Raw genomic sequence first — 24,903 nt, 5'->3', positions numbered from 1 at the left:
CAAAAGAAAACCGGCGTGCAATGACGCCGGTTGAAGTTTCGTTGGATAAATGCAGGCACGCTTTAACGGGGCGAGAAACCGGTCGAAAAACGGCGCGATCAGCCTTGCAGCAGGCGCAAAAGATTTTGCGGCATCTGGTTGGCCTGGGCCAGCATGGCAACGCCGGACTGCACCAGGATCTGCTTTGATGTGAAGATCGTCATTTCGGCCGCGACATCCAGATCAAGCAGGGTAGAACGGGCTTCTTCGACATTTTCAAGCATGGTGGCAAGGTTCTGTCCCGCGAAATCAAGCCGGTTCTGATAGGTACCGACATTGGCACGCGCGCGTTGCAGATCGTCAATCGCGCGGGTGACGACCTCGACCGCGTTCTGGGCCGATGCCGCGGTTGAAATGGCATTGACGCCAAGATCATCAAGCCCGTCTTCGGTGCCGGCCGCCCCGGTGCCAAGGGCGGCACTGTCAACCGACTGAAACGAGATCGCCAGCCGGTCATTGGACGTATTGCCCGCCCCGATCTGGAACGAGATATTGGCTGGCAGTTTCTGTCCGTTATCGGCCAGCATGCGCACGGTGCTGTTATCGCCGGGCGTCGCACCGCCACCAATCACCTGTGCGGTGGCAAAACCGTCCGCCCCGGCCCCGTCGGAACCAAGTGTGATGGTGTTGGCGATGATGGTGCTGATATTGTTGTTAAGATCAAAGCTTAACCCCAGCTCGTCAAAGGTCAGTGTTGTCTTTTCACCGGCCGACAGGGCCTTGGTCCCGCCGGTGGCAAAATCGGTGACATCAATGCTTTGCACCCGGTCATTCACGCCATCAATCGTCGTGATGACATTGATCAGTGCCGAATTCCCGACCTTGACGAAATGAAGCTTGAATGAGTTGTCATTGACGCCGTTATTGTTGGCATCCGTCGCCCAGTAATTGTTGTCGGTAATCGCAATGCCATCAAACCCGTTGGCCGGCGAAATATCTTCGCCCTGGTTGCCGGAATTCAGGTTGGCATAGTCAAGCGACACATCGCCGCCATCGCCCAGCAATTGAATACCGTTGAAATTGGTCGAGGACGAGATACGGTCGATTTCGTCACGCAGCTGGGTGAATTCGTCATTGAGAAAGCCGCGTTCGGTATCGGAGAGGTTGCCCGACGATGCCTGCACCGCAAGCGTCTTCATCCGCACCAGAATATCGTCAATGGTCGCCATGCCGCCATCGGCGATCTGCAACATCGAATTGGCCTGACCGACATTGACGGTGGCTGTTTTAAGGGCCTGGGCCGTGGCATTCAGGCGCGCGCCAATTGCCATCGAGGCCGCATCATCACGCGCGGAAACCACACGCGTTCCCGAAGAAAGTTTGGCAAGCGAACGGGTTGCCGCAGCATCGGACGCCGTAAGGTTCCGATGGGCAAGGTTCGCCGCATAGTTTGATATTATATTCAAAGCCATGACGCAGTTCCTACCTGAACAAGCAAGGCGTAAAGAAGATTACGATAAATAACGCGCAACGCCCTACATGAGCGTTTTCGCATCTAGACCCTACGTGACTTTGTTCGGGAATACAAGTGTATAGGGTTTCAAAGGTGTCAGTATAAGGGTGTGATTTTTAACGATTTAAGTCAGGGCTATCCTTGAGTGTAGGCCGTGTGAAATCAGTAATTCCCACAAAAAAAACCGGTGACCATGGTCACCGGTCTTGTGTTTTGCAGAAGGTGGTCTGTCCGGGGTGATTATCCGGAGGAATCATTGCGCGGTGGTACAGGTTCCCAGATGTGCACAGACTTCATTCTTCGCGTCATTTTTTTAGTTTTGAGACGATCGCGAAAATCTCTTCCAAGTATACTGTATGGGTGGGGGATGTTTTCACCCGGTCCACTCCAGATACTTTCATTTTATAGTCTTCGTGAGAGGTGATTTTCTGATCTAGAAATGTCGCGAGCATCGTTTTGCGCAAAATTCCCTTGGACGGTTCGACATCTGGATGATTATTCGCGATTTTTGTACGGAGATTTATCAGCTCCTGGCGCACTTCAGCCACTGATGCTGACTGATGTGCTGCCCTCGGCGCAGCTTTTCGGCTTGCGGAGGAATGCTTCGGCTTCATTCTTGAGCGGGGTTTAGAGTTCCGTCTAAGGTCTGTGATTGTTGAACGCACTTCAGGCTTGACGTGCATGTGTTTGTGCATTGGTTGTTCAGCATGGCAGAGTGCACAGAGTACTTCGAGGTTTGACGGAGAGTTGTCGCCCCGTACACCGTTCTTGTGATGCACGTGAAGCAGTTTTCTGTTCTCCGGCGCAGAGCAATCAACGTGACATGATTGGCAAGTCCAGCCTGTCTTTCTTCTTAGCTCTGCAGAGAGATCCTGCCAGTCCTCAGAGTAACCAATAGGAGGAGCTGTAACGTCGCTATATTTTGGTTTCGACTTGAAGAGCGAACGGTATTCTTCGAAGAACTCCGCGATGTCAAAATTGGCGACTAACTCGTTTCGGGCACGTTGCTGCAAGCTGTTGTAGTTTTTGTAGTTCAGTTTCTTCATACAGTTCTTGCAAGCATGAAGATCTGCTTGGACGCGTCCCTTTCTGGGAGGATAGTCTTCTTCAAACTCTACATTGAACGTGCCAGATGTATTGGATGTGACTACGTATCGATCAAATCTTCCCTGGCCACGCATTTTGTCGAGTGTTGAACACTCTGCGACGTGAAATTTCGGGGAGTTTTCCGGTTCGTTTAGCAGTGTGTATTCTGATCGTCTCGGTTGAAGAATGTAAAGTATAACTTGCTCTCCTTTGTAGGTCAGAAGACCAAGCGGTCCAGTTTCTACTTCTTCGATATTAACTTCGAGACTTTGCCAGAGTATTTGACGAATATCAGGTGCCGCAAGTTTTGCTGCATTGCTTGACCATTTGATAGCGGTAGCACCCATCCTACGAACGAGGGCATCAAGTTCCGGAAATTTGATGTCTAGTTTCATTCGCTTGCCTGCAGGATATTCACGATCTTCTGTTCAGCATTGGTTCTTACGCGGAACTCTACACGACGGGACAAGTCGGCGAGTTCTTCACCTTGTTCATCCAAAATTGGATTGCTTGACGAGAGGCCATTCGCGGTGATGTTCGCTATCGCCCAAGTCCGGTATGCCGCGATCTCGGGAAGTTCGAGCACGAACTGCAGGACAGACCGTGTTCTGCCTTGCGACAGTTCCATGTTCTTGAAATAGGCGTCGATTGGGCTCGTTGCTCCGTTCCATGCAGAGGAAGTATGACCTTCGATGCGTACCTCCGCTAACTCGTTTCGGTATTGGTCGAGCACAGCTAGGTAGCGCGGGAAGAAGTCCCGCAGGATGTCTTTGAATTGATCGTTTAATACAGCCTCACCCGATGAGAACAGAACACTTGGTTCCTTGAACCGGATAGACAGAGTTTCTCGATCTAGCGAGGCATCCCACTTGGGAAGATCGTCTGAAAACTCCTCGCTGAGGTCATTATACAGCGCGTTCTGCGTCTCGTTCCAAGTGACGGCAATAGCCTCGATACGCTCTTTCTCGGTGACGATATCTTTCATGTAACTAATAGCGATGAAAAGGAAAACCACCATAAGTCCAGCCATCAGGTCTGAAACGGAGATCCAATGGTCTTCGTCGTTTTGACGGCGATTTTGGAAAAGATGATTGATTGCCATCGTTTACGCTCGCGACGGTGCTCTTGAGGCGACATTAACCAGTTCGCGAAGTTTTTCAGTTAACGGCGCGTAGTCTTGCACAAACTGATTGGAGAGAGAGGTAAGATGACTGCCCATCGCCTCAATGGTTTGTTTGATCTCTTCTTGCATCTGGTGGTCAAAGGTACTGAATGATTCTTTGATGACTCCATTCGTCTCTGACATGTTTGTGACCACACTTTCTTGCAGTGAAGTGATGGTCTTGCGCATTTCTCCAGTTTGCTCTGTGATTGCCCGTGAAAGTTCTTCTGAGAGTTGGGTTCCGATTTTCTCCACAGTGCTGTGTAGTGCTTGGGCAGATTGATCGAGTGCAGAGGGAAGGGCGGTCATTTGAGTTTGAAGATTTTCAAGTGCTTCTTCGTATTTTTCTGTTGTTTGTTTGAAAGCGCTTTCTGATGTTTCGATTGCGCGGGTGATGGTTTCTGTCTGGCGCGACAGTGTCGAGGCGGTAGTTTCAGCAGCCTCCGTTACTGCATTACTGAAGTCGACGGTTAGTTTTGAAACTGTATTCTCGATCTGCGGCAAGGCCTCAACTGCTTGGTTGCGAATTTCAGCAAAGGAAGACAGGTGATCTTCAAGTTGGTTTAGCTGGGTTGCAGTAAGGCCGATCACTTCCTTCAGATTATCCATTGAGTTCGGAATTTCTTCGGCAGATTCCCGGATGGCGACAAGAGACGTTTCCGATTTCGAAATGGCTTCCTGTGACAGTTCAATTTGGGAGATCAAGTCGCTCATTTGTCGCTTGTGCTCATCTTGCCAGGCGAGCAAATTGCCGACTGCCTCATTGAGGTGTTTGAAGTTTTCGCCAAATTGTTCCGTGATCTTGTCGTTAAAGTCGCGAATGACGTTATTTAGGGCCTCGATCAGTTTCTCGGAACCGTCCTCGGCTACCTTCTCTGCAAATGCCTTAAACTCCGCCGCCAGTGTTTCAAAACCGGCATTGATGGATTTCACCTGATCGCTGCTTGTATCTTGAACGGATGTTCTCAGTTTTTGTAGCTGTGTGATCAACGAGCTGTCTGCATCGCCGACAATAGCGGATTTAAGTTCATTAAGGTTGCCGTCAATCTTGGAGTTGCCCGTCTTCGTTTCGGTAAGAAGATCATGCAATACCGCGATAAATGCAGCCGCAGAAACGTCAGAGGGGGCTGTCTTTCTGAACTCAACGGTTTGGGATAGTTTTAGAACAACAGCAAGAAACATCCCCAAAATGCTTGTGGAGAAGGCAATCTTCATTCCAGAGAGTAGAGCAGGAACGCTTTCGTCAATGTTTTGGACGTCAAACTGAACCAAGCCGATGTAAATGCCGGTGAAAGTGCCGATCACACCAATTGTGGTCAGCGCGTTTGGTGCGTAGCGCGCAAATCCCTGAAGTCGCTCAATTTTGAAGGCCCCTGATACAAATGCGATTACAAAAATCGCAAGCATTGTAAGGATGAACTTGAACGACACAGGATCGTCGATTGGCGCAAGAACATAAGAGAGCATGTTGTTCCCTCAATTCGGTTTATCAGTAGTTCAGATTTCATACATAAACCGACCTTCTAAGATTGAAAATAGCTCCGTTGCTGCTCGTAAGGGTAGGTGTTTGTTGCGTTTAGTATATCGGGTTTAGTCATTCATCGCGGAGCAATGGATTGAGGTGCTTACACCCTATTATGCATGGCTTTTAGATGAGGCCTATCAATGTCGGGATGTGGCAGCAGTGAAATTTGCCAGGCCCAGTGATATTTGGCGCCAGAGTCTTCAGTTCCATTTGCGCTCTCACTGCTTCTCGGCATAGCCGCTCATATTCAGCAGGATCTGCTTGGTCAGAGGGCTGGCGTTCGACCAAACGGAAGTCCTGGGCCTGTCTAACCTTGAGGGGATAGCCGAAGCCGGGATGCGCGAGGAATTGGGGGGCTGCTCTATGACATCCGGAAAATTGTTGAAGTCTTACGACCCATCAACTTGTGGAATCTGTTCCGTATTATCTGAAAAATAAAACCGGCGAAACATGTCGCCGGTTTTGTTCTTTTAAGATGTCTTATGGAGAGATGTTAGCCAGTGGTGCCGTAGCGCGGGGAGTTGCGCTGGGCGCTGGTGCCGGCTTCGGCGTAGGCCTGGCTTGCCTGAGCGGTCTGGGTGATCTGCGATTGCAGGACCTGTTCATCGCGTTCAGGGGTTATGGATTCGGCGGCTTCTTCTGACGTGCTTGAGTTATAAAGCTCGGTCAGGCGCTGCTCGATCGATTTGAGGCCTTCATTCAGGCGTTCTTCGGTCTCGGTGATGTTGCCGTTGATTTCTTCGTTAAGGGCGCCAAGACCCTCAAGGAATTCGCGGGCGTCATCAAGACCCTTTTGGATGCCTTCGCTGGCCTTGTCGAAAATCTCGCGGGCTTCGGCTTCTGAATCGGCGTTTGATGCGATCAGGTCGCCAACGCGGGCAAGAATGCGGTCGGCCACGGCTTCGGGGGTGTATTCGCCCGGATCGACATTGCCAATTGAAATGCCGGTCGAAGACAGGCTTTCATTAATCGCAGAGACGATCTGATCCGTGGTCAGGCGGTTGGCCGACCCGGATGACAGGGAAACCGACGTTGCCGCAGCAAAGGCCGAGGTTCCGTTATTGCCGGTTTTTTCAGAATCACTCTGACCGGGAACAAAGGATTGGGCCGAGCGCACCGAGTTTCCGGACTGGGCACCCGATTGCTGGGACGTGAGGCCGCCAATGGTGATATCCATAATCGTCCTCCCTGGACGAAGTCTTTTGAGAGCTGTGCTGGCAATCAGCACTTTTGCCAGACAGAAAATGCACAATTTTTCATGCGCGATCAGCTGTCTGGCGAATTTCACCCCCTAATATGGCATGGTATGGGTGAAAAATCCAGTCCTGACACACAAGTCGGGGTTGATGGGGGCGCAAGGGAGCTGTGCAGATTGTCATGGCAGTTGCGCGAAAATCGTCTGCATTTCCGCTGATTTCAGTCGATCTGATGTTGCACAGTGATCAAAGCGCGCTTATGAACACTGCTGAGGGCGTAAACTTATTCACATGACGGCTGCGCAAACGGATCGGCATCATGTGAAAGAGTTTGGCACCCAATATTATTTTAAAACCCGGTTCGGGATGGCGGGCGCGATGTGAAGCGGTGCCCGGGCCACCGACGGGTGTGACAGGCAGGAGTTGAGAGAGCGTGGCGAACTATCAGGAAAGTGCGCGGGAATTTGAAAAGCGCTGGCAGGAATATTGGCGGGAAAACGATACCTATCGTACCCCCAATCCCGGTGATGCCGACTTTGATGCTTCGAAAAAGAAAAGCGTCATCCTTGATATGTTCCCCTATCCAAGCGGGGTTGGCCTGCATATCGGCCATCCGCTGGGCTATATCGCGACCGATGTAAAGGCGCGGTTCGAACGCATGCGCGGGCACAATGTTCTGCATTCCATGGGCTTTGATGCCTTTGGCCTGCCGGCAGAACAGTTCGCCATCCAGACCGGTCAGCATCCGCGCATCACGACCGAAGCCAATATCGAAAATATGCTGCGTCAGCTTCAGGTGATTGGTCTTGGCCATGATCCGCATCGCCGGTTCGCCACCACCGATGTGGATTATTACAAATGGACGCAGTGGATTTTCCTTCAGCTTTTCAACAGCTTCTATGACCCGACTGTCGAATGGAAAGGCCCGCAGGGGCAGACCATCACCGGCCGCGCCCGCCCGATTGCCGAGCTGCGCCCGCTTCTGGAAAGTGGCGAATGGTTGCTTGACGAAGATGGCGTGCCGCAGCCGAAATCCGTGATTGGCGAAGGTGTCAAAGCCGAAGGCAAGGAGATCGACCGGGCGATTGATCGCGGGCGTCTGGCCTATGTCGATGAGGTGCCGGTCAACTGGTGCCCGATGCTGGGTACGGTTCTATCAAACGAGGAAGTCACCAACGAAGGCAAGTCCGAACGTGGTGATTATCCGGTTTACAAGCGTCCGCTGAAACAGTGGATGTTGCGCATTACCGATTATGCCGATCGTCTGGTGGCCGACCTTGAAGGGCTTGATTGGCCCAATGGCGTGGTCGAAATGCAGAAGGGCTGGATTGGTCGTTCTGTTGGCGCGCGGGTCAATTTCCCGGTCACGACTGTCGATGGTGCGGACGAGAAAATCGCGGTTTACACCACCCGCCCGGATACGATTTTTGGTGCGACCTATATGGTTCTGGCACCCGAACATCCGCTGGTGGACAAGCTGTGTGCCGAGGATAAAAAAGGCGATGTTGCCGCCTATCGCGCGCAGGCGTCCGAGCTTAAGGCCGTTTCGGCCAAGGATGATGCCGAACGCGAAAAGACCGGTGTATTTATCGGCGCATATGCGACCAACCCGGTGACGGGTGAAGAAATCCCGGTCTGGATTGCCGATTATGTCCTGATGGGCTATGGCACCGGGGCGATCATGGCGGTTCCGGCCGGCGATCAGCGCGACTTTGAATTTGCCCATAAATTCGGCCTGCCGATCAAGGCAACCACCAAGCCGTCCGAGGGTTGGCTTAAGGATAATGCACCGGCCGATGCGGGTGATCTTGACGGGCCTGCGTTGGCAGCCCTTTATGAAGCAAATCCGGGCAGCTTCAAAACAGCCCAGACCGAAATTGGCGAGACGATCAATTCCGCCAATGACGAGGTTTCGATCAACGGTCTTTCGACCCCCGATGCCAAGGCCAAAATCATCGAATGGATGGAAGCCAAGGGTATTGGTCGCGGTCGCGTGCAGTATAAATTGCGTGACTGGCTGTTTTCGCGCCAGCGTTATTGGGGCGAGCCGTTCCCGGTTTTGTTTGATAAGGAAACCGATCAGGTTCACGGCATTGCCGAGGCAGCGCTTCCGGTTGTTCTGCCGGAAATGACCGATTTCAAACCGCAATCGAACGAAGACCCGAATTCCGAGCCGGAGCCGCCATTGGCACGTGCCAAGGAATGGATGGAAGTCACCGGTATTGTCCTTGGCGATGGTTCGGTTCTTCCGGTTGATGCGGCGGTTGGGTCAAAATACGCCCATGACGGTGCGGAATATGAAGTGCGTGCGTTCAAACGCGACGCCAACTCCATGCCGAACTGGGCGGGGTCGTGCTGGTATTATCTGCGCTATTTCGATGCGAAGAACGATGCGAAATTTGCATCAGACGATGCGGCGGCCTATTGGGCGAACAGCACCGACAAGGATGGCAAGGCGCTTCCGGGGGCGGTTGACCTTTATGTCGGCGGAGCGGAGCACGCAGTACTTCATCTGCTGTATTCGCGTTTCTGGCACAAGGTTCTGTTTGATCTTGGCTATGTCGCAACGCCCGAGCCGTTCCAGAAGCTGTTTAACCAGGGCATGATCACGGCTGATGCCTATACCGATGCGCGCGGTGTTTATGTCGACATTCATGATGTCGAAATGCGCGATGTCGATGGCAAGAAAGTCCCGTTCAATGCCAAGACGGACGAACAGCTGACGACCGTGCCGGGCAAGATGGGCAAACGTTATAAAAACGGCATCCCGCCCGAGGAAATCTGCGACCAGTACACCATCGATACGTTCAGAACGTACGAGATGTATATGGGCCCGCTTGACAGTTCCAAGCCGTGGCAGTCCGATGCGATTGTCGGCATGATGCGGTTCCTGTCCAATGTCTGGAAAGTTACCACCCAGATGGAACGCACCGACAGCGTTGATGGCAAGATCGAAACGCTTGTGCACAAGACGATTGCCAAGGTGACGGGCGATATTGCCGATCTTCGTCTGAATACGGCGATTGCCGCCTTGATCGAACTGACTAATGCGCTGACCAAACAGAATGCGGTTCACGATGACCATGCCAAGGCTTTGGCCTTGATGGTTGCACCGTTTGCGCCGCATCTGGGCGAGGAACTGATGAGCCGGATGGCTTCGGATGAATTCGGCGCCAAGAAGTCGGTGATCAAGTTCGACTGGCCAGCATTCGATGCCGAAAAGGCCAAGGATGACGAGTTCGAAGTCCCGGTTCAGGTCAATGGCAAAAAACGCGGTTCTGTCATGGTGGCCGCCGATGCCGATCAGGCAACGGTCGAAGCCCTTGCCAAGGCGGACCCGAATGTTGCGCGCCATCTTGAAGGCATGCAGATCGTCAAGGTGATCTATGTCGCCAAGCCGACACCGAAACTGGTCAATATTGTCGTGAAGGGTTAAGTCCCGTTCACGCAGCGATTTCAAGGCAGGGCATCAGAAATTCTGGTGCCCTGTTGCTTTTTGATCTCGATTATTGACGGTCGGGATGGGGCTGGCTAGAAGTCAGTTCAGCGTATCTTAGTAAGGGTTGAGCAATGAGCCACGGGCGCAAGATTTCTGTTATCGGTTTGGGCTATGTCGGGTTGCCGGTTGCGGTTGCATTCGGAACGTCGACAGGTCGGACCGTGGCCTTTGATATCAACAAGGCCCGTATTGCGCAGCTCAAGGCCGGACATGATGCGACGGGCGAAGTCGATGATCACGAACTGGCAGCAGCCGACCTGTTGTTAAGTGACAATCCCGAAGATCTGCGCCAGGCCGATTTCCATATCGTCACCGTGCCGACCCCGATTGACAGTTCAAACCGCCCGGATCTTTCGCCGTTGCGTTCGGCATCGAAAACCGTTGGGGCCGTCCTGAAAAAGGGTGACATCGTGGTCTATGAAAGCACGGTCTATCCCGGGGCGACCGAAGAGGTTTGCGTTCCGATCCTGGAACAGCTTTCGGGTCTTAAGGCCGGGACCGATTTCACGGTCGGCTATTCCCCCGAACGCATCAACCCGGGTGATCGCGAACATCGTTTCACCACCATTACCAAGGTCGTATCGGGTCAGGATCAGGCGACCCTTGATATTGTCGCCGAGGTTTATGGCAGTGTCGTCACCGCAGGCATTCACAAGGCGCCGACCATCAAGGCCGCCGAAGCCGCCAAGGTGATTGAAAACACCCAGCGTGATCTCAATATCGCGCTGATGAACGAGCTGTCGCTGATCTTTGACCGGGCGGGCATTGATACCCGTGATGTGCTCGAAGCAGCCGGGACCAAGTGGAACTTCCTGAAGTTTACCCCGGGTCTGGTTGGGGGGCACTGCATCGGTGTCGATCCCTATTATCTGACCCACAAATCAGAAGAGCTTGGCTATTACCCGCAGGTGGTTCTGGCCGGTCGTCGCGTGAATGACGGCATGGGCGAAGTTGTCGCCAACAAGGTGATCCGGGCATTGCTGCGCGAAGGGGCTACCAAGAACCCGACCGTGACTGTGCTTGGCCTGACCTTCAAGGAAGATGTTCCTGATATCCGCAATACCCGTGTGATTGACATCATCCGGTCGCTTGAAGATGCCGGGATCAATGTTCAGGTCCACGATGTTCATGCCGATGCCGAGGAAGTCACCCACGAATTTGACGGTTTGAAACTGTGTGGTGATGATGATCTGAAACCGGCAGATGCGCTTGTCCTTGCCGTGTCGCACAAGGAATATGTCACCAAGGGCTGGCCGCTGGTTTCGGGGCTTCTGAAAGACGGCAAGGGCTTTGTCGCCGATGTGCGCGCGGTTCTGCCGCGTGACGCGGTTCCGGCCGGTATTGATCTCTGGCGTCTGTAAGCCCGGCTTTAATCAGCTTCATCCTGATAAAGATCAAGCTCGCGCTGCATTTTCTTCGTCAAACCCTTGGCGACAATGCGGTGCGAGCTTTTTATATGATCGCAAAGATCAGCATCGCCAAGACCCGGCACATCATGATGCTGGATCCATTTCATTCCGCGTGATGCCAGATAGGGGGCAGGGCGCAGACCCGGCATTTCCTTGAGCACCTCATAGCCGATTTCAGATGTCTTGAAGGTGATGCCAAGGGTCTCGTTCCGGGTCCATCCGGCAATGGCAAAGACCTTGCCGCCAACCTTCCATACATCGGCACCGCCCCATTGCACGACATGCGTGGTGTGGGGCAGTGATTTGCAAAAGGCATTGAATTCTTCGCGGGTCATTTGCGGTCATCCGGATTGGGGTTCCCGGCATTCTGATGGGTGGCGCCGGTGATGGGAAGTGTGTTTTGCAAAACATCCATAACCGTCATTTGGATTTGATCGGCAAACCGCGCGCGGTGAAAACGGTTCTGACACATCGTCCGGGCATTTCGACGGATCATGTCGGTGCGGGCGGGATCACGGGTCACGTCGATGATAGCACGGGCAAGCAGATCGGGATCGTCTGGCGGGCATAGCCAGCCGGTTTGACCCGGGATGACAAATTCCGGCAATGTGGCGATATCGCTGGTAATTACGGGAATGCCCGCTGCCATGGCCTCAATCACGACTAGCGGCTGCGCTTCGTTGCCATAATTGGTTGGCAACACAAACAGATCGCAGTTTTGATAAAGGGCCGTGCGCGCATTTGGGGCAATCGGACCGACATAGTTGGAAAATGTTCTGATGCCACAGGATGCCAAAAGGGTGTCGAGTTCGACCGTGGTTATATCACCCGGTGCCCCGGCAATGGTCAGGTTAAAGGAAACACCACGTTTACCGAGCAGCGCGCACGCCGCGATCAGGGTTTCAATCCCCTTGGCGCGAAACAGATTGGACAGCCATAAAATGCGCACAGGCGATGCCGGATACCAATCAGGGCCGAGCGACCTGGCAAAGGCATCATCATCCAGGCAATTGGCAATGATAACGGACCGGCAATCCAGACCGGCAATTTCAGAGCGCAGCGTTTCGCCAAGCAAAATGGCGGTCTGGCCAGAAAAGACCCGTTTTTGAAACCATGCTGACCCCGCGGTTTGGCGCATGGCGCAAAGACCACGGCCATGCAGATGGATGATGGCGGGAACGCCAAACAATCTGGCCAGCAAGACATAAAGGCAATCACGGTAATAGGCCCCGCCCGTCGGGGCAAAGCAGATATAAAGGACATCCCGACCGGGAAGGGCAAAAACAAGCCGGATGGCAAGCCAAAGCGCACGCAGGACTTTCGCGACAGTTGGTCGGGAAATGTCTGAAAGCTTGTTGGCAAAGCGCATTTCGATGACACGCGTGTCGAACTTTTCCGATAGCGCATCAATCGCATGCCGGTTCATTTTGGCTGCCCCGTGCATGGGCGGGGGCAATTGAACCATGGCAACAAGCCGGTTGCGTTTTGTCATCATCCGGTCCCCCGCGCAATGCCAAGTTTTGTGCGCATCATGGCCAGAATCATCCAGTGTGAAAAGCCGACATCGGCCCGATAACGGTCCAGAACAGTTTGCAAGGTCGCCCGATAGATATCAGACGGGATCGCGGCATAAAAACGTTCGGCCGGATCAAGGTTGCGGGCAATGAATGGGGTGTCGAGCTGCCAAAACGATGCGCCAGCCCGGCAGGCCGCGCGCAAATAGAAATCAAGATCGATACAGCACGGAAGGTTGGTGTCATAGCCGCCTGCACCCACCCAGATATCGCGGTGAAACGCCAGGGATGAGTGATGGAACGGATTACTGACATAAAGGCGGGACGGGGCAATTTTCCGTGATCCTTTGCGGCAGATGACTGGCCGGTCCGATTGCGCCGGGGTGAATGACAGCGCGTCCGGTCGGGCGGCAAGAAAGTCCGCCTGTGCGTCGAGACGACCGGGAAGTGAAAGGTCGTCGATGTCCTGAATGGCAATCAGGCCGTTTTTGCAATTGCCGATCGCCAGATTTAAGGCCGCCCCGCGCCCAAGCCGTTTGGCTGTGATCAGCTTTATTCGGGCATCTGAACGAAGGATGTCTGGTAGTACAAGCGGCGAATTTGATCCATCATCAAGCAGGATGGCGCGATCTTGCGCACGCAGTGTTTGAACAAGGTTGCGGGCAAATCCGTCGATAAAACGCGATCCGTTATAGATGGTTGTGATGACCGTGACCGGATCAGTCATTTTGCCTGTTCTCCCACCGGATAATAAGGGTTGCCTTGTTTGTCTTCGGGGCCGTGATGCGCTGGGCCGGGCCCGCAACCGTAATCGCGTCATTGTCATCAACCACGATCGGCTGATCGCACATCAAAAGAATGCCGGTGTGTGTGATGGACAGTTCGGTATCGGAAACGCGGTTCAGCTTTGCATCCGCGGTGGCAAGAACGCGCAGCAAATCGGGTTTTGGTGAAAGACGTGCATCGCAACTGTCTGTAATCCGGATTTCGGTATCGTCAAAATCAATGATCCGCTGCCCTGTTGTTCCCTCTAATTGAAAGGTTACAACAACCCGCCGGTCCGATTGGCACGTGGCAGTGATAAAACGTGCGACCGTGCCATCCCGGGTCGCCGGAAGCGGTATGGTTGCCGGGACATACAGGCTTGGCTGATCCTGTTCACCGCCGGTTGGCGGGAACAGTATCATCGCACCGCTCCCCTTTCCCGATACAATGACAGGGGCGGGCGTTACATCAAAAATCCGGGCGCCTGAAAGAAGCATCTGTGCGTCATAATGTGCCGATGTGGTGGTAAAAAGCATCCGGGATTGGTGTGGATGATTGGTCGGCGTGCTTTGCGGCGTTTCTGGTGAAAGTCCGGCTGCCTGCAACAGCCAGTAACCGCCAAAAGCCAGATAATCGTCATGACGGTTATAACCATACCAGCCCGGTGTTAAGCGGTTTGTCGGACCGGGATTTTCGGGAACGGGGCACGGTGCAAGAAGATTGAGTGGCAAGGTCGCGGCATTTAGCATGGCATCTTCGATGCGATAAAGAACCGCATCGGCCGCGTCATGAAAACCGTATTTCAACAGAACATAAAACGCACAGACCGCCCCGAAGCTTTGCCCCGCACCACGACCGGCCAAATTCGCATATCCGTGGTTTTGGCATATGGTGGCAATCAGGTGCGTTGCCTTGCGTGCCAGTGCCTGATCGGTCCGGTTAGCGCTTTGCGAGAGCAGGGCCGCGCAAAAGGCATGATATTGCGCGGAAAAGCATCCGGGTCGATCAAGCAACAGATCGGATCGCCAATAACGCATGCGAATAAAGCAGCGATGCAAGGAAGCAGACAACCGGCTGAATGCGCCCGAATTTTTTGCCTGACGGTTGCGCAATTGCAGGATCTGCCAGTTTGCAACATCGGGATTTTGATTGCGGGAATTTTTCAGGATGGCGCGACGGGCGGTTGCCGGCATGCCCGGCATTGAAAACAAGGCATATTCGATGAATTCACGGTGATAGGTTTTGTCGGGAATTTCGCGTTGAAGGGCGGTTTGTGCGCGGGCGATCTGTCGATGATACTGATCGTGATCAAGCCCGGACCAAAGCGCGCAGGCAAAGGCCTTGCCGTAAAAATCGGGAAGCACGAAATCGCCATCCGGTTTCTGACGGCGAACCAATTCATCGGCAATGATTTTTGCCAGTCTGAGACAGCGGTCGGTCATCCCGGCATGGGTCAGTGGAAGTGACATGTGACCTCCATCCCGAGTGTCTGACCAGCCGTGAGCCGGTTGAGCGGTACGGCTTGAATTTCCGGAAAATGTCGGCCCCGACGTTCGCGAAGCCGCCATAAAAATCGCCGAACCGGTCCCATCCTCCAAAGTCGTTTGGTAACCCAATCCGGGGCGGAAAGGGTAAAGAACCGGTTGGCCCAGCGCAGCCAGACCTGATCAACCGGACCGGAGGGTAATAGACGGGCATGAATGATCCAGTGATCATCGCGATCACGCAGATAAAGATACGGATCAAAGCGCCCCGCGCCATCGGATCGGGTCAGGGTAAGGACTGCCCGATGGTTGGCATGGCTGACCAGTTCGGCCTGTCTGACAGGGTAAAGACGGTATTTGTCGCTATTGGCATGTTTAAACGATTGATCGGCAATTATGCCGTGATCAATGCCGGTTTTGGCAAAGACAAACCGGATCACCGCATCCTGAAGCATGATGTCATCGAGCGCAGTGAAACTTGCCGACACGGCAAGGCATCGGGGGGCCACAAGATGCGTTTTCAGATCAATCTTTAACCGCCCGCCCGACAGATGCCAGATATTGCCGGTGTTATGGGCATTGCGCGGGGTATCGGTCAGGGTGACAAATGAATGCCGATCCGAACATTCAATGCCCCAACCGGCAAACGAGATATCGCCAAATTGGCCATCCATAACCCGGTTATCGGTAATCGAAACGTCGAGTTTGCTCATGTGCGCACATCCTTGCGCATCAGACAGACCTGGCAGCCCGCCAGTATGACGCACAACACACCGAGCCTGATCTGGGCAATGATCATAAGGTTTGCCAACAAGCCCGGTGTTTTCATTGGTTCGGAAAACAGCGGAAGCGTTACAAACAACAAGATCAGAAGAAGCCACCCCAGCCAGATCACCCGACCGCTTTCCTGCAAGACAAGGCATTGGCGAATGATGATGGCCAAAAGAAGCGGCCAGAACGCGCCGGTGCGCAGGATTGCGACAAGATGCGTGTCCGGTGCTGCATAGATCAGATGTGCGATCAGGTCGGGGAAAAACAGCAGCAACATGGTGACAGATGCCATCGGTACAACCAGCCAGAATTCCCGTATCAGCCCTTCCTGGCGTTTGGCAAACAGGGTGGCCGCAATCGCAGTTATCAAACCGGCACAAAACAGAAAAACACGTTGCGCAAGGAACAACGCGTGCGATCCATCCCCCAACAACACAAAATCAAGGTTGGGCAGGAAACCGGCCAGAAGCGTAAAGCCGATCAGGCCGCATATCTGTTTGATATCAGGTGCAGGCGCGACCATAGATGTCTGCGGTTTGCTGCGCAAGCGCGCTGCAAAGCAGATTGATGCAATAAAGGCCGCGATCGAGATCGCCGGTGCGATGGTAAACAAAATAAAATTGTTGTTCGTTGCGACGGCCAAAAATGCAGCCCCGATACCGGCAAGCTGGGCGATCACGGCAATCTGGCCAAGATGGGAAAATGCGGTCCGGGCGGTAATGATCCAGTCGGGCGACAGGGCCGCAGAAATCGGCATGATCACGAACGGCCAGTGGATTGGAAGATCAAATTCCGACCGGGTCACAAGCAGCGCAATCGCGGCAAAAGCGACCAAAAGCCGGAATGTGATAATGAAAACAGCGGTGGTGTGCGCCCCGGTCTGAACCAGCCGGATCAAAAGCGGGCCGGTGCCCGCCTGTGTTGCGGTAACGGCAAGTCCGGTCATTGCCAGCATCGCAAAATACCCGCCAAGGATATCGGGGGCAAAACCATGCCCGATCAGCAAAAGAATGATCATGCCGCCCAGTCTGGCGATCAGGTTCGCCGCGACCATCCATAACGGAAACAGATTGGCCGTTATTGCCAAGATGATTTTATCAATGACTTTATCGCTAGCTTTATCCATGGCGTGACAACACGGCTTCATAGGCCAGATCAACCCGATTGCCATAGCCGGTGACAAGATCCCGGCTGATCTGGTCCCGGGCGGCGTGCGACAGGTTTTTGCGCATGGCCGGATTTTCAATCAGGGCCGACAGGGCGGTTGTCATTGCATCGGCATCACGTGGCGCAATGATCAGGCCGCTTATGTGATTTATTACCGGGCTTCCGGCATCAAAGGTGGTGACAATGGCGCAACCGGCTGCCATGGCCTCCATCACGGCAAGGCTGCTGCCTTCTGACAGGCTGGGAAACACAAAGATGTCAGAGCCCAGCATCCGGTCGGCGACCACGGTTCGAGGTTGGGGACCAAGCCATTCACAGCCGTCTGGCAGGTTGGCCAAAAGTGGTCTGGCACAAGGTTGCGCAGGCCCGATCAGGGTCAGGCGGACACGCAGGCGATATTTGGCCCGAAGGGTCGACCAGGCGCGCAGAAGATGGGCAATCCCCTTGGCCAATGACAGATTGCCAACATAAAGCAGCCGGATAACCGTCCCGGTACGACCGGTGCGGGCGCGGTGGACCAGTTCCTGGCATTGCGGGGATATGAAGGGCACCAGATAAATCTTGTCCGGATTGATGCCACATGTTTGCAGACCGTATGCGACCGCATCGGATGGTGCCAGAACCGCATCGGCAAACTGTGCTTCGAAGGTTCTGCGACGGGCAAGGAATGCGGAAATTTCGCGATATGTCAGACCATGTGACTGATATTCCGTGGCGAGTTGGCAATGCCGGGTCGGGGCCAGTTGGCCGGTAATATCGGCAATGGTCACCATACCGCGTGCCTTGGCGCGGCGCATGGCAGGAAGGCTGTAATTGCCCTGACCGTGGAAAATATCGGCCTTGGGATTGTGAAGCGATGCCAGAACCGACAACGGAATGTCGGAATAAAGGTTGGCGGCGGGCAGGCGCAATTTGCGGGCGATCTGCCCCATAAGATCGGGCATCAAATGCCGACCGGGAATTTGTGCAAGGACGGGGTCGGTCGCGCGCGATGGCGGGGTTGGAAAGCCATGCCCGTCATGGCGCCAGAAACTGTCCCAACGGATCAGGCGGTTCTGCCGGGCAAGGTAACCTGCCAGAATTGCCGACTGATCAACCCGGCTGACCATCCACACAGATGGGCCGGTTTTGGACGATGTCGGAACCGGGTGGATCAATTCCATTGGCAATGACCCCGGTTCCTGGCGATGCCGTGACAAACGGCCTGCCACAGAGTGTCGGCATGATGTCGGGCGGTGTTGGCGGTAATCCGGCTTGCCTGTCTTTGCCGGGTTTGACGCCAAAGATCAGGATTGCGCAGAAGGTTTGAACAAGCCGATACCCATGCCGATGGCGCGTTCGTCAAAAGGGTATCATCGGGATCGAGTATATCGGGGGCACACCCGACAGCATCACTGGCAAGTGCGACCGCGCCACATGCAATCGCCTCAACCACGCCAAGGCCATAGGCATCATTGTGGCTTGGAAACAGGCAAAGCCTGGCCGCACCAAGATGTGCGGGAAGCTGTGGCGGGGGAAGTTGACCCCATGTTTGGGTGATGTCTGCAAGACCTGTACGGCGAAGGCGATCCTTGATCTTCCCGGTATCGGTACATCCGACAATGCCGATCTTGTGCACAATGTTTGATCGCACCAGTGTTGCGGCAATTTCAAGGAAGGTGTCGAAGCCCTTGCGACGGGTTGTCCGACCACACCACACAAGGTCAAAGGGGCGTTCGAAAAAGCCGCGATTGGAAAAGGCGACCGGGATTGCATCATTGCCAAAGGACACGGGTATCGGCGTAACAAAGATATCTTCGGTTTTGGCGCCGTGGGTGGCAAACCAGTCTTTGCCGCGTGTGCTGGCAGCAATATGGCCATCAGCCGTGCGGACCATCTGGCGGCGGATGAAACGACGTACCGGATTGTCATAAAGGGCGTCCGATGCGGACCATCCGTCAAACTGGACAATGACGGGAATGCCGGATTGTGCGGCGAGATTTCGCGCCCGCCATTGCGCCATGCCAAATCCGGCAAGGATCAGGATATCGGGCCTTGTTTTCCGGATGGTCTTTGTGACGCCAACCGGGAAAGTCAGATTGCGGTTTTCACCGAGATATAGATTCAAACCGGCAAGATTGATCTGCGCAAAGGGGGGCGGACGGTCGGGCCAGTTGCGTTGCGGTTCGGTGCGGTTGGTGCAAATGACGGTCAGGCCGCCACCGGCGTTTCGGGCGTGGTGATGCAGGGCGCTGTAACTGTCAAACCGGTACGGCGCAACAATGTTGGTCAGCAACGCTATTTTCACCAGAAGCTCATCCGTGGATGCTGTTGTTGCTGTTTAATCAATCATAAGTTACCTTTTCCATCAACGATACAAAAGTGCAGCCATGGGCATAAGTATCTATGGATGCTGAAAAAAATGTGATCTGGTTGGATTTCCGGGCAGTTGGTTCTGGACTGGCGGGGACGATGAATGCGACAGGGGAAAGCTGCGATTTTCGGGTTGCGTCTTGATCTCAGGCAGCGCGAAAAACTATGCGCAGATATCTGTAATTGGCTGGCATCTCGTGACCGGTATGCCAATGGTCCCTGTTTTCGACAGCAATCCCTGAATGCATTGAAATTGCCACAGGCACGCGACGATGTCCGGTTGTTTCGGGCATTGGCAAATGCCGACAGCCTGAATGCCGATGGCATGGGCATTGTTTGGACCGCGCGGCTTTTGGGCATCAAGGTGCCCGAACGGGTGACCGGCATTGACGTCATGACCGCATTGTTGCCCCGGTTTGAAAAACAGGGGGTGCGGATTTTCCTGCTTGGGGCGCGCCCCGATGTTGTGCGCGAACTTCGGGCGCGCTTGATGCGCCGTTATCCCGATCTTCAAATTGCCGGCATTCATCACGGATTTGATCCCGATGACGCCAAACTGGCCGCGATTGTCCGGCAAAGCGGGGCGGACGCGGTCTTTGTTGCCCTGCCATCGCCGCGCAAGGAGATCTTTGTTGACCGGTTTGGTGAACAGACCGGGTGCGGCTTTATCATGGGGGTTGGCGGGGCATTTGATGTTCTGTCGGGCCGAATAAGGCGGGCACCGGTTGTCATGCAAAAGGCCGGGCTGGAGTTTTTGTGGCGGATTGCCTGTCAGCCCCGATACATGTTGCCGCGTTACGGGCGCGGGCTTTGGGCATTTGCGCGGCTGGTGATGCCGAAAATCATTGCCCATCGCGTCGGGCACATGCCCGGTTGGGTCAGGCTGGCGGCAATGATCACACTGGCAACACCGGTGATCCTGTTTGCGCGTGATGGCGGTTCGCAAGTCATCACACCTGCCGCCGATGCACCCCCGGCTGTGCCCACCGATGCGCGCCCCGGGATTGAAACCCCGGATATGCGCACGCAGATCGCAGAAAAGATCAGCGCCCTTACCACCCCGCAGGACGTCCGGGACATGATTGATCGGCTGCTTGATCTGGCGCTGTTTGGCGAGACGGCGGAAATGACCGATCAGGCCGATGCCCGTCAGACCGATAACCGTCAGATCGATTGGCAGAGTGCGGATGCAACGATTTCGGCGGTGCTTAAAATGATGGAGGTGATCCTGAGTGCTGCGGGGGGAAACGGTTTTTTGGTCGAGGCGGTTTTTGGCGGCGTGTTAAAGCAGCTTCTTGGTCTGCATCCGGAACCAAGCCGCCTGACCCGCATGATTGAAAATGATGTGCCGACCCTTGCATCACGCTTTTTCGGTGACGGGGCCGTTCGGTTTGTGCCGGGGGATGACCGGTTTGATGATGATATCGCGGTTGTCGAAACAGGGATAAGCACCCCGTCATCGGGCATAACCGTTCCGCCCGCCCAAGTCCGACAGGCGGTTTCCTATGACGTGATTTACCGCGTTGTGCAGACAGGCGGGCAGGCCAGCCCGGTCTGGCAGGATCTGGTGGACGAGCTTGGTGATGCGACATTTCAGCAGGAGGATGTCAGTCCAAGATGACGGGCCCATCATTTGAACAGTTTGACCCGTCCTTGCGTGAACTGGTTGCGATCTTGTGGCGGCGACGTGGCGTCGCAATTCTTGCCTTTGTCATTGTGCTGTTGGCGCTGCTTGGCGTGATTGCCAACTGGCAGCCGGGATATCGTGCGACGGCGGAAGTTGGCCTGATACCGGTTGTCACGGCGTCTGGTGATCGCGCCAGTGACGGCGCAGGCCCCCGCGCCGGTGAATTGACCGCCCAGCAAATCGAAACCGTGATTGCCGAAATGCGCAGCGAGGAAACCCTGGCGACCGCCCTGGCGGTCCTGCGTGGTGCGGGTATCGGTTTCGATCCGGGTGGTGTCGAAAACAGTTTGGCAAATGGTCCTGCGCCCCGAACAGGGACATCTGAAACGGATGCAATCAACTGGTTGCGTGCCCGGTTCGGGGCCGAACGGATCGGTCATTCCGCCGTGATTGAGGCAAGCTTTGTCACAACGGATGCGACCGTCAGTCAGGCCGCACTTCAGGCAATTGTCGAAAGCTATGTCTGGCAGCGCGAAGATCGCCAGAAACATGTCATTCGATCCCGTCTTGAGGATACGGACAATCAGCTTGCCACCGCCCGAGGCGACCTTTTTGCCCGCGAAGGTGATTTGCTGGCCTGGCAACAACAGGCCGGGATGCTTGATCAGGAAGAAGGCGCATTGATGCTTGAACGGGTCTATGCGCTTGACGAGCAGGCCGAAAAAATCGGTCAGGAGGTTGCAACCCTTGAACTGGCGGCCCGTCGCCGGGCAATGGCAAACGGGCTTGATGATCTTTTGGCCATTCCTGATATCGCCGGGCATCCGATGGTCGCACAGCTTTCGCAACGCTATGAAACCGAACGTCAGGAGTTTGACAGGCTTGACCAGCGTTACGGACCCAAACACCCGATAATGCAAGGCCGCCAGAAGGTGCTTGATGATCTTTATGCGCAGTTGGTGGATGCGGCGATGACGGTATCGGGGCAGATGGGGGATGCGCTTGCCAGTGCGCGGGAAAGGCTTCGTCTGATCACCGGGCAACGTGATCTTTGGCAAAGCCGATTGAATGACCGCCATGCCCGTACACAAGGTCAGGGTCAATTGCAGCGTGCGGTGGCACTGGCGCGTGACAATGTCGATCAACTTTCCCGGCACGTTCAGACATTGCGTCGTGAACTGGCATCCTTTCGCGGCGATTTTGAAATTCTGCAATCACCGACCCTTCCGGTGTCGGCGGAATTTCCGGCCAAACGCGATCTGATGGCGCTGGCCATCATGGTGGCATTGTTTGCCGCGGTGATTGCCGCTTTGTTGCGGCACTATTTCGATCAAACCATTGCCGATGATTTCGAACCGCAAGACGTTTTGGGCGTGCCGCTTTATGCGCGCATCCCCGCCCGCAATATGACGGATGGCAGGGGCCTTGCGACGGATGGCGGGGGTGATGAAGCAATCGGCCATCTGGCGGTTTTGATGCGCATCGTTGATCAGAACCGAAAACCCCCGCCAACCGGATCAACCGCACAGATCATTGCCATCGGATCGGCACAAACCGGCGAAGGCAAAAGCCACATCGCCCACGCGCTTGCATCATGTTTTGCCGGGCTTGGTCACAAAACCCTGCTGATTGATGGTGACCTTCATGATCCGACCGGCGGGGAAAATACCAACCGTGTCTTTGCCGATCTGGTCGCCCTTCTTTCCGGCGAGACGGATGTGACCGGATTTAAAGACACCGCTGCCAAGGCCGACGGGCACACCGGGCAATATTGGCATCTGGGGGCAAGGATGGCGGTGCCCGGATCCATCGCGACCGGACTGATTGAGCGACATCTGAGACCGCTTGTTGATCAATTGCGCAATCAGTTTGATTACATCATCCTTGATACGCCGCCGATCCTGTCGGTTGCGGACGGGCTGGTGGCCATGGGGCTTGCCGATGTCAGGCTGTTTGTTTTGCGACACGGATCAAGCAAAAAGCGCGACGCCAAGGACGCGCTTGATCGTCTTGCCACGGCGGGAATTGTTGCCAGCGGCATCGTCTTGAATGGCGGCCCGGCGCGACCGGCCTATGGACGGGCCGATATGCCCCAAACGATGGGGGGCCGGGTATGATGCGGGGCATGATGCGGGGCATTGTGATGGCCGGGGCACTGGCCGTGATCCTTTATGCCGGCTGGCAACTGGCGACAGAAGCGGCCGCATTGCGCAAACTTGATGACCCGCGTGCCGGATTTGCCAATGCAAACGGATTTGAAGCCGCCCTTCGAACAGAGGCATTGCACATGGCACTGACGACTGGTGACCCGAAAATCCTTGATCAAACCATCACCGATCAGCGCAGCCATGCCCCGTTCGATCCGTTTTTGATGGCGGTTTCCGCCCTGTCGGGGATGGTTAGGGATGACCGTGATCTGCAACGGCGTACGGCCCTGTTTGACCGGGCCTTGTTGCTTGCCCCGCATGACCGGCGGATAAGGAAGATGCGCGATGCCGGGCAATTGATGCTTCAAACCCGGCCCCAGAATGGCGACAACCGGCAAAATCAGGGCCGGAAGCCCGATGACCCAGTCAAATATCGTGCTTGTCAGAAACAGACTGATCACGGCTATCACAAGCCCCCGAAATGGCTGGTTCCATGTGGCGCGCATGATCAAGGCTGCACTGAAAATCACGGCAATTGCCAGTGCCAAAACGACCGGCACCCCAAAGACAATTGCACCATCAAGCCACAGGTTATGCGTACTGAACCAGTTGGCATCTTTATTGAGTTCCGGGGTCGCAAAATGACCCATGACAAGGGCAATGCTGTCTGGTCCAAAGCCGGTGAATGGTCGATCGGAAATGGCCCGAAGGGCCGTCGCCCAGGCATCATCGCGCTGGATCAGGTCAAAGCGCGTCAGATCATGAAACCGCGATACCAGTTCAGGCACACTAACCGATGCGACAAGCCCGATGCCGACCACCCAGAAACCGGCAAAAAGCAGCTTTCCCCAATGCCATGCGCGCGTCGATCTGCCCGGATGCCGGGCAAAGCCGATCATGAAAAAGGTCGCGATCAGAACCAGGGCAAATGCCAGGCGCGAATGGCTTTGGGTCAGGGCTGCGACAAACAGAATGGCAAGTGCAAGATAGCCGCCCGACTGATCAAGGCGTCGTCCAATCGGCACATGATGACGGGCACCAGCATCAGCGCCAGCATGACGGTAATTGGTATGGGGGACCATAAACAGATAGATGCTGGCGATATATCCGATCCCCATCAATCCGCCAAACGCACTGCGATTGGCAAGGCTTCCGGTCCAGTCCCCGATATGGGCGGTCTTGGCAAACCAGAATGTTGTTTGTGCGTCAAAAACCGCATTGCCAAGCGCCAGCACCATCTGAAGGGTGCAAGCAATGATGATGGCATGCAAAATTGCCAAAAGCCCGCCATTGGGGGCCTTTTGCGCGATCAGGGATATCAGGGTGACGGTCGCGCAAAGCCAGATGATATCAAAGGTCTGTTTGATCCAGGCCGCGGGATACAGGGCAACAAATGGAACATCAAACGGAAAGGCTTGATCAGGCCAGACCGGGGATGCCTGTGTGATCATCCAGATGACGATAATGGCGGCAAACAGCCAGACACCGATCACGTAGCGGGGCAGGGATATGGTGTGCATTCGCCAGCATATGGCGATCAACCCAACCCCGGTCAGGATGGCGAGAACCGAAATTGCCCAAGGCCGAGCCCCGCCCAGCATCACGGGGGCAAGAATGATTTCCGCCATCAGACAAAACTGCGCCAGTCGCACCATCGACCTGTGCCAATCTGCTTTGAAATGAAGGAGATGACCCTAGCCCAATTTG

General features: G+C 54.8%; 18 protein-coding genes. 4 read left to right on the top strand and 14 right to left on the bottom strand.

The window, feature by feature from the left end; all coding sequences use genetic code 11:
- Positions 1-98: 98 nt before the first annotated feature.
- The 5 genes from CU041_RS14820 to CU041_RS14800 form a co-directional block, all read right to left on the bottom strand.
- The gene (locus CU041_RS14820) at positions 99-1,451 is read right to left on the bottom strand and encodes a flagellin N-terminal helical domain-containing protein (RefSeq protein ID WP_101247506.1); all 1,353 of its coding nucleotides are present in this window, start codon (positions 1,449-1,451) and stop codon (positions 99-101) included.
- A 346-nt stretch (positions 1,452-1,797) separates the two neighbouring features.
- A complete protein-coding gene (locus CU041_RS14815; RefSeq protein WP_101247505.1) occupies positions 1,798-2,973 on the bottom strand; it encodes an HNH endonuclease in 1,176 nt (391 codons plus the stop codon).
- Positions 2,970-3,680, bottom strand: a complete 711-nt coding sequence (locus CU041_RS14810; RefSeq protein ID WP_101247504.1) for an OmpA/MotB family protein — start codon at positions 3,678-3,680, stop codon at positions 2,970-2,972. Before CU041_RS14810 ends, CU041_RS14815 begins: the two co-directional genes overlap by 4 nt.
- Before the next feature lie 3 nt (positions 3,681-3,683).
- A complete protein-coding gene (locus tag CU041_RS14805; protein ID WP_101247503.1) occupies positions 3,684-5,207 on the bottom strand; it encodes a hypothetical protein in 1,524 nt (507 codons plus the stop codon).
- 551 nt (positions 5,208-5,758) lie between these two features.
- Positions 5,759-6,442 (bottom strand): DUF5610 domain-containing protein, encoded by a 684-nt coding sequence (locus tag CU041_RS14800; protein ID WP_101247502.1) that lies wholly within the window; start codon positions 6,440-6,442, stop codon positions 5,759-5,761.
- Positions 6,443-6,894: 452 nt separating this feature from the next.
- Here CU041_RS14800 and CU041_RS14795 point away from each other — a divergent pair, with 452 nt between their 5' ends.
- Both CU041_RS14795 and CU041_RS14790 read left to right on the top strand, forming a co-directional pair.
- Entirely contained in the window at positions 6,895-9,897 is a 3,003-nt protein-coding gene (locus CU041_RS14795) for a leucine--tRNA ligase (protein WP_101247501.1), read from the top strand.
- Between the two features lie 134 nt (positions 9,898-10,031).
- On the top strand, positions 10,032-11,321 hold the full coding sequence (locus tag CU041_RS14790) for a nucleotide sugar dehydrogenase (RefSeq protein ID WP_101247500.1): 1,290 nt from the start codon (positions 10,032-10,034) through the stop codon (positions 11,319-11,321).
- Between the two features lie 8 nt (positions 11,322-11,329).
- Here CU041_RS14790 and CU041_RS14785 read toward each other — a convergent pair whose 3' ends face one another.
- Genes CU041_RS14785 through CU041_RS14750 form a run of 8 tightly spaced genes read right to left on the bottom strand, consistent with a single transcriptional unit; the run spans position 11,330 to position 19,357 of the window.
- On the bottom strand, positions 11,330-11,704 hold the full coding sequence (locus CU041_RS14785) for an MmcQ/YjbR family DNA-binding protein (RefSeq protein ID WP_101247499.1): 375 nt from the start codon (positions 11,702-11,704) through the stop codon (positions 11,330-11,332).
- On the bottom strand, positions 11,701-12,861 hold the full coding sequence (locus tag CU041_RS14780; protein ID WP_170310253.1) for a glycosyltransferase family 4 protein: 1,161 nt from the start codon (positions 12,859-12,861) through the stop codon (positions 11,701-11,703). The genes CU041_RS14785 and CU041_RS14780 overlap by 4 nt, the downstream gene beginning before the upstream one ends.
- A complete protein-coding gene (locus tag CU041_RS14775; RefSeq protein ID WP_170310252.1) occupies positions 12,861-13,610 on the bottom strand; it encodes a glycosyltransferase family 2 protein in 750 nt (249 codons plus the stop codon). The genes CU041_RS14780 and CU041_RS14775 overlap by 1 nt, the downstream gene beginning before the upstream one ends.
- On the bottom strand, positions 13,603-15,117 hold the full coding sequence (locus tag CU041_RS14770; RefSeq protein WP_101247496.1) for a hypothetical protein: 1,515 nt from the start codon (positions 15,115-15,117) through the stop codon (positions 13,603-13,605). Before CU041_RS14770 ends, CU041_RS14775 begins: the two co-directional genes overlap by 8 nt.
- On the bottom strand, positions 15,102-15,845 hold the full coding sequence (locus tag CU041_RS14765) for a hypothetical protein (protein WP_101247495.1): 744 nt from the start codon (positions 15,843-15,845) through the stop codon (positions 15,102-15,104). The genes CU041_RS14770 and CU041_RS14765 overlap by 16 nt, the downstream gene beginning before the upstream one ends.
- Positions 15,842-17,029 (bottom strand): hypothetical protein, encoded by a 1,188-nt coding sequence (locus tag CU041_RS14760; protein WP_101247494.1) that lies wholly within the window; start codon positions 17,027-17,029, stop codon positions 15,842-15,844. Before CU041_RS14760 ends, CU041_RS14765 begins: the two co-directional genes overlap by 4 nt.
- On the bottom strand, positions 17,022-18,233 hold the full coding sequence (locus tag CU041_RS14755) for a glycosyltransferase family 4 protein (RefSeq protein ID WP_101247493.1): 1,212 nt from the start codon (positions 18,231-18,233) through the stop codon (positions 17,022-17,024). Before CU041_RS14755 ends, CU041_RS14760 begins: the two co-directional genes overlap by 8 nt.
- The gene (locus tag CU041_RS14750; RefSeq protein WP_101247492.1) at positions 18,224-19,357 is read right to left on the bottom strand and encodes a glycosyltransferase family 4 protein; all 1,134 of its coding nucleotides are present in this window, start codon (positions 19,355-19,357) and stop codon (positions 18,224-18,226) included. Before CU041_RS14750 ends, CU041_RS14755 begins: the two co-directional genes overlap by 10 nt.
- Positions 19,358-19,525: 168 nt before the next feature.
- Between CU041_RS14750 and CU041_RS14745 the strand changes: the two genes are divergently transcribed.
- Together CU041_RS14745 and CU041_RS14740 are read left to right on the top strand one after the other, a co-directional pair.
- Positions 19,526-21,043 (top strand): WecB/TagA/CpsF family glycosyltransferase, encoded by a 1,518-nt coding sequence (locus CU041_RS14745; RefSeq protein ID WP_101247491.1) that lies wholly within the window; start codon positions 19,526-19,528, stop codon positions 21,041-21,043.
- A complete protein-coding gene (locus tag CU041_RS14740) occupies positions 21,040-23,166 on the top strand; it encodes a GumC family protein (RefSeq protein ID WP_101247490.1) in 2,127 nt (708 codons plus the stop codon). Before CU041_RS14745 ends, CU041_RS14740 begins: the two co-directional genes overlap by 4 nt.
- Here CU041_RS14740 and CU041_RS14735 read toward each other — a convergent pair.
- Entirely contained in the window at positions 23,121-24,824 is a 1,704-nt protein-coding gene (locus tag CU041_RS14735; RefSeq protein WP_170310251.1) for an O-antigen ligase family protein, read from the bottom strand. The genes CU041_RS14740 and CU041_RS14735 overlap by 46 nt on opposite strands.
- Positions 24,825-24,903 lie beyond the last annotated feature (79 nt).

Origin of the sequence: Thalassospira povalilytica (genome assembly GCF_002844235.1) — a bacterium.
Lineage (GTDB): Bacteria > Pseudomonadota > Alphaproteobacteria > Rhodospirillales > Thalassospiraceae > Thalassospira > Thalassospira povalilytica.
The sequence above is the reverse complement of the archived record's forward strand: the minus strand, read 5'-3'. Positions and strand labels throughout refer to the sequence as shown.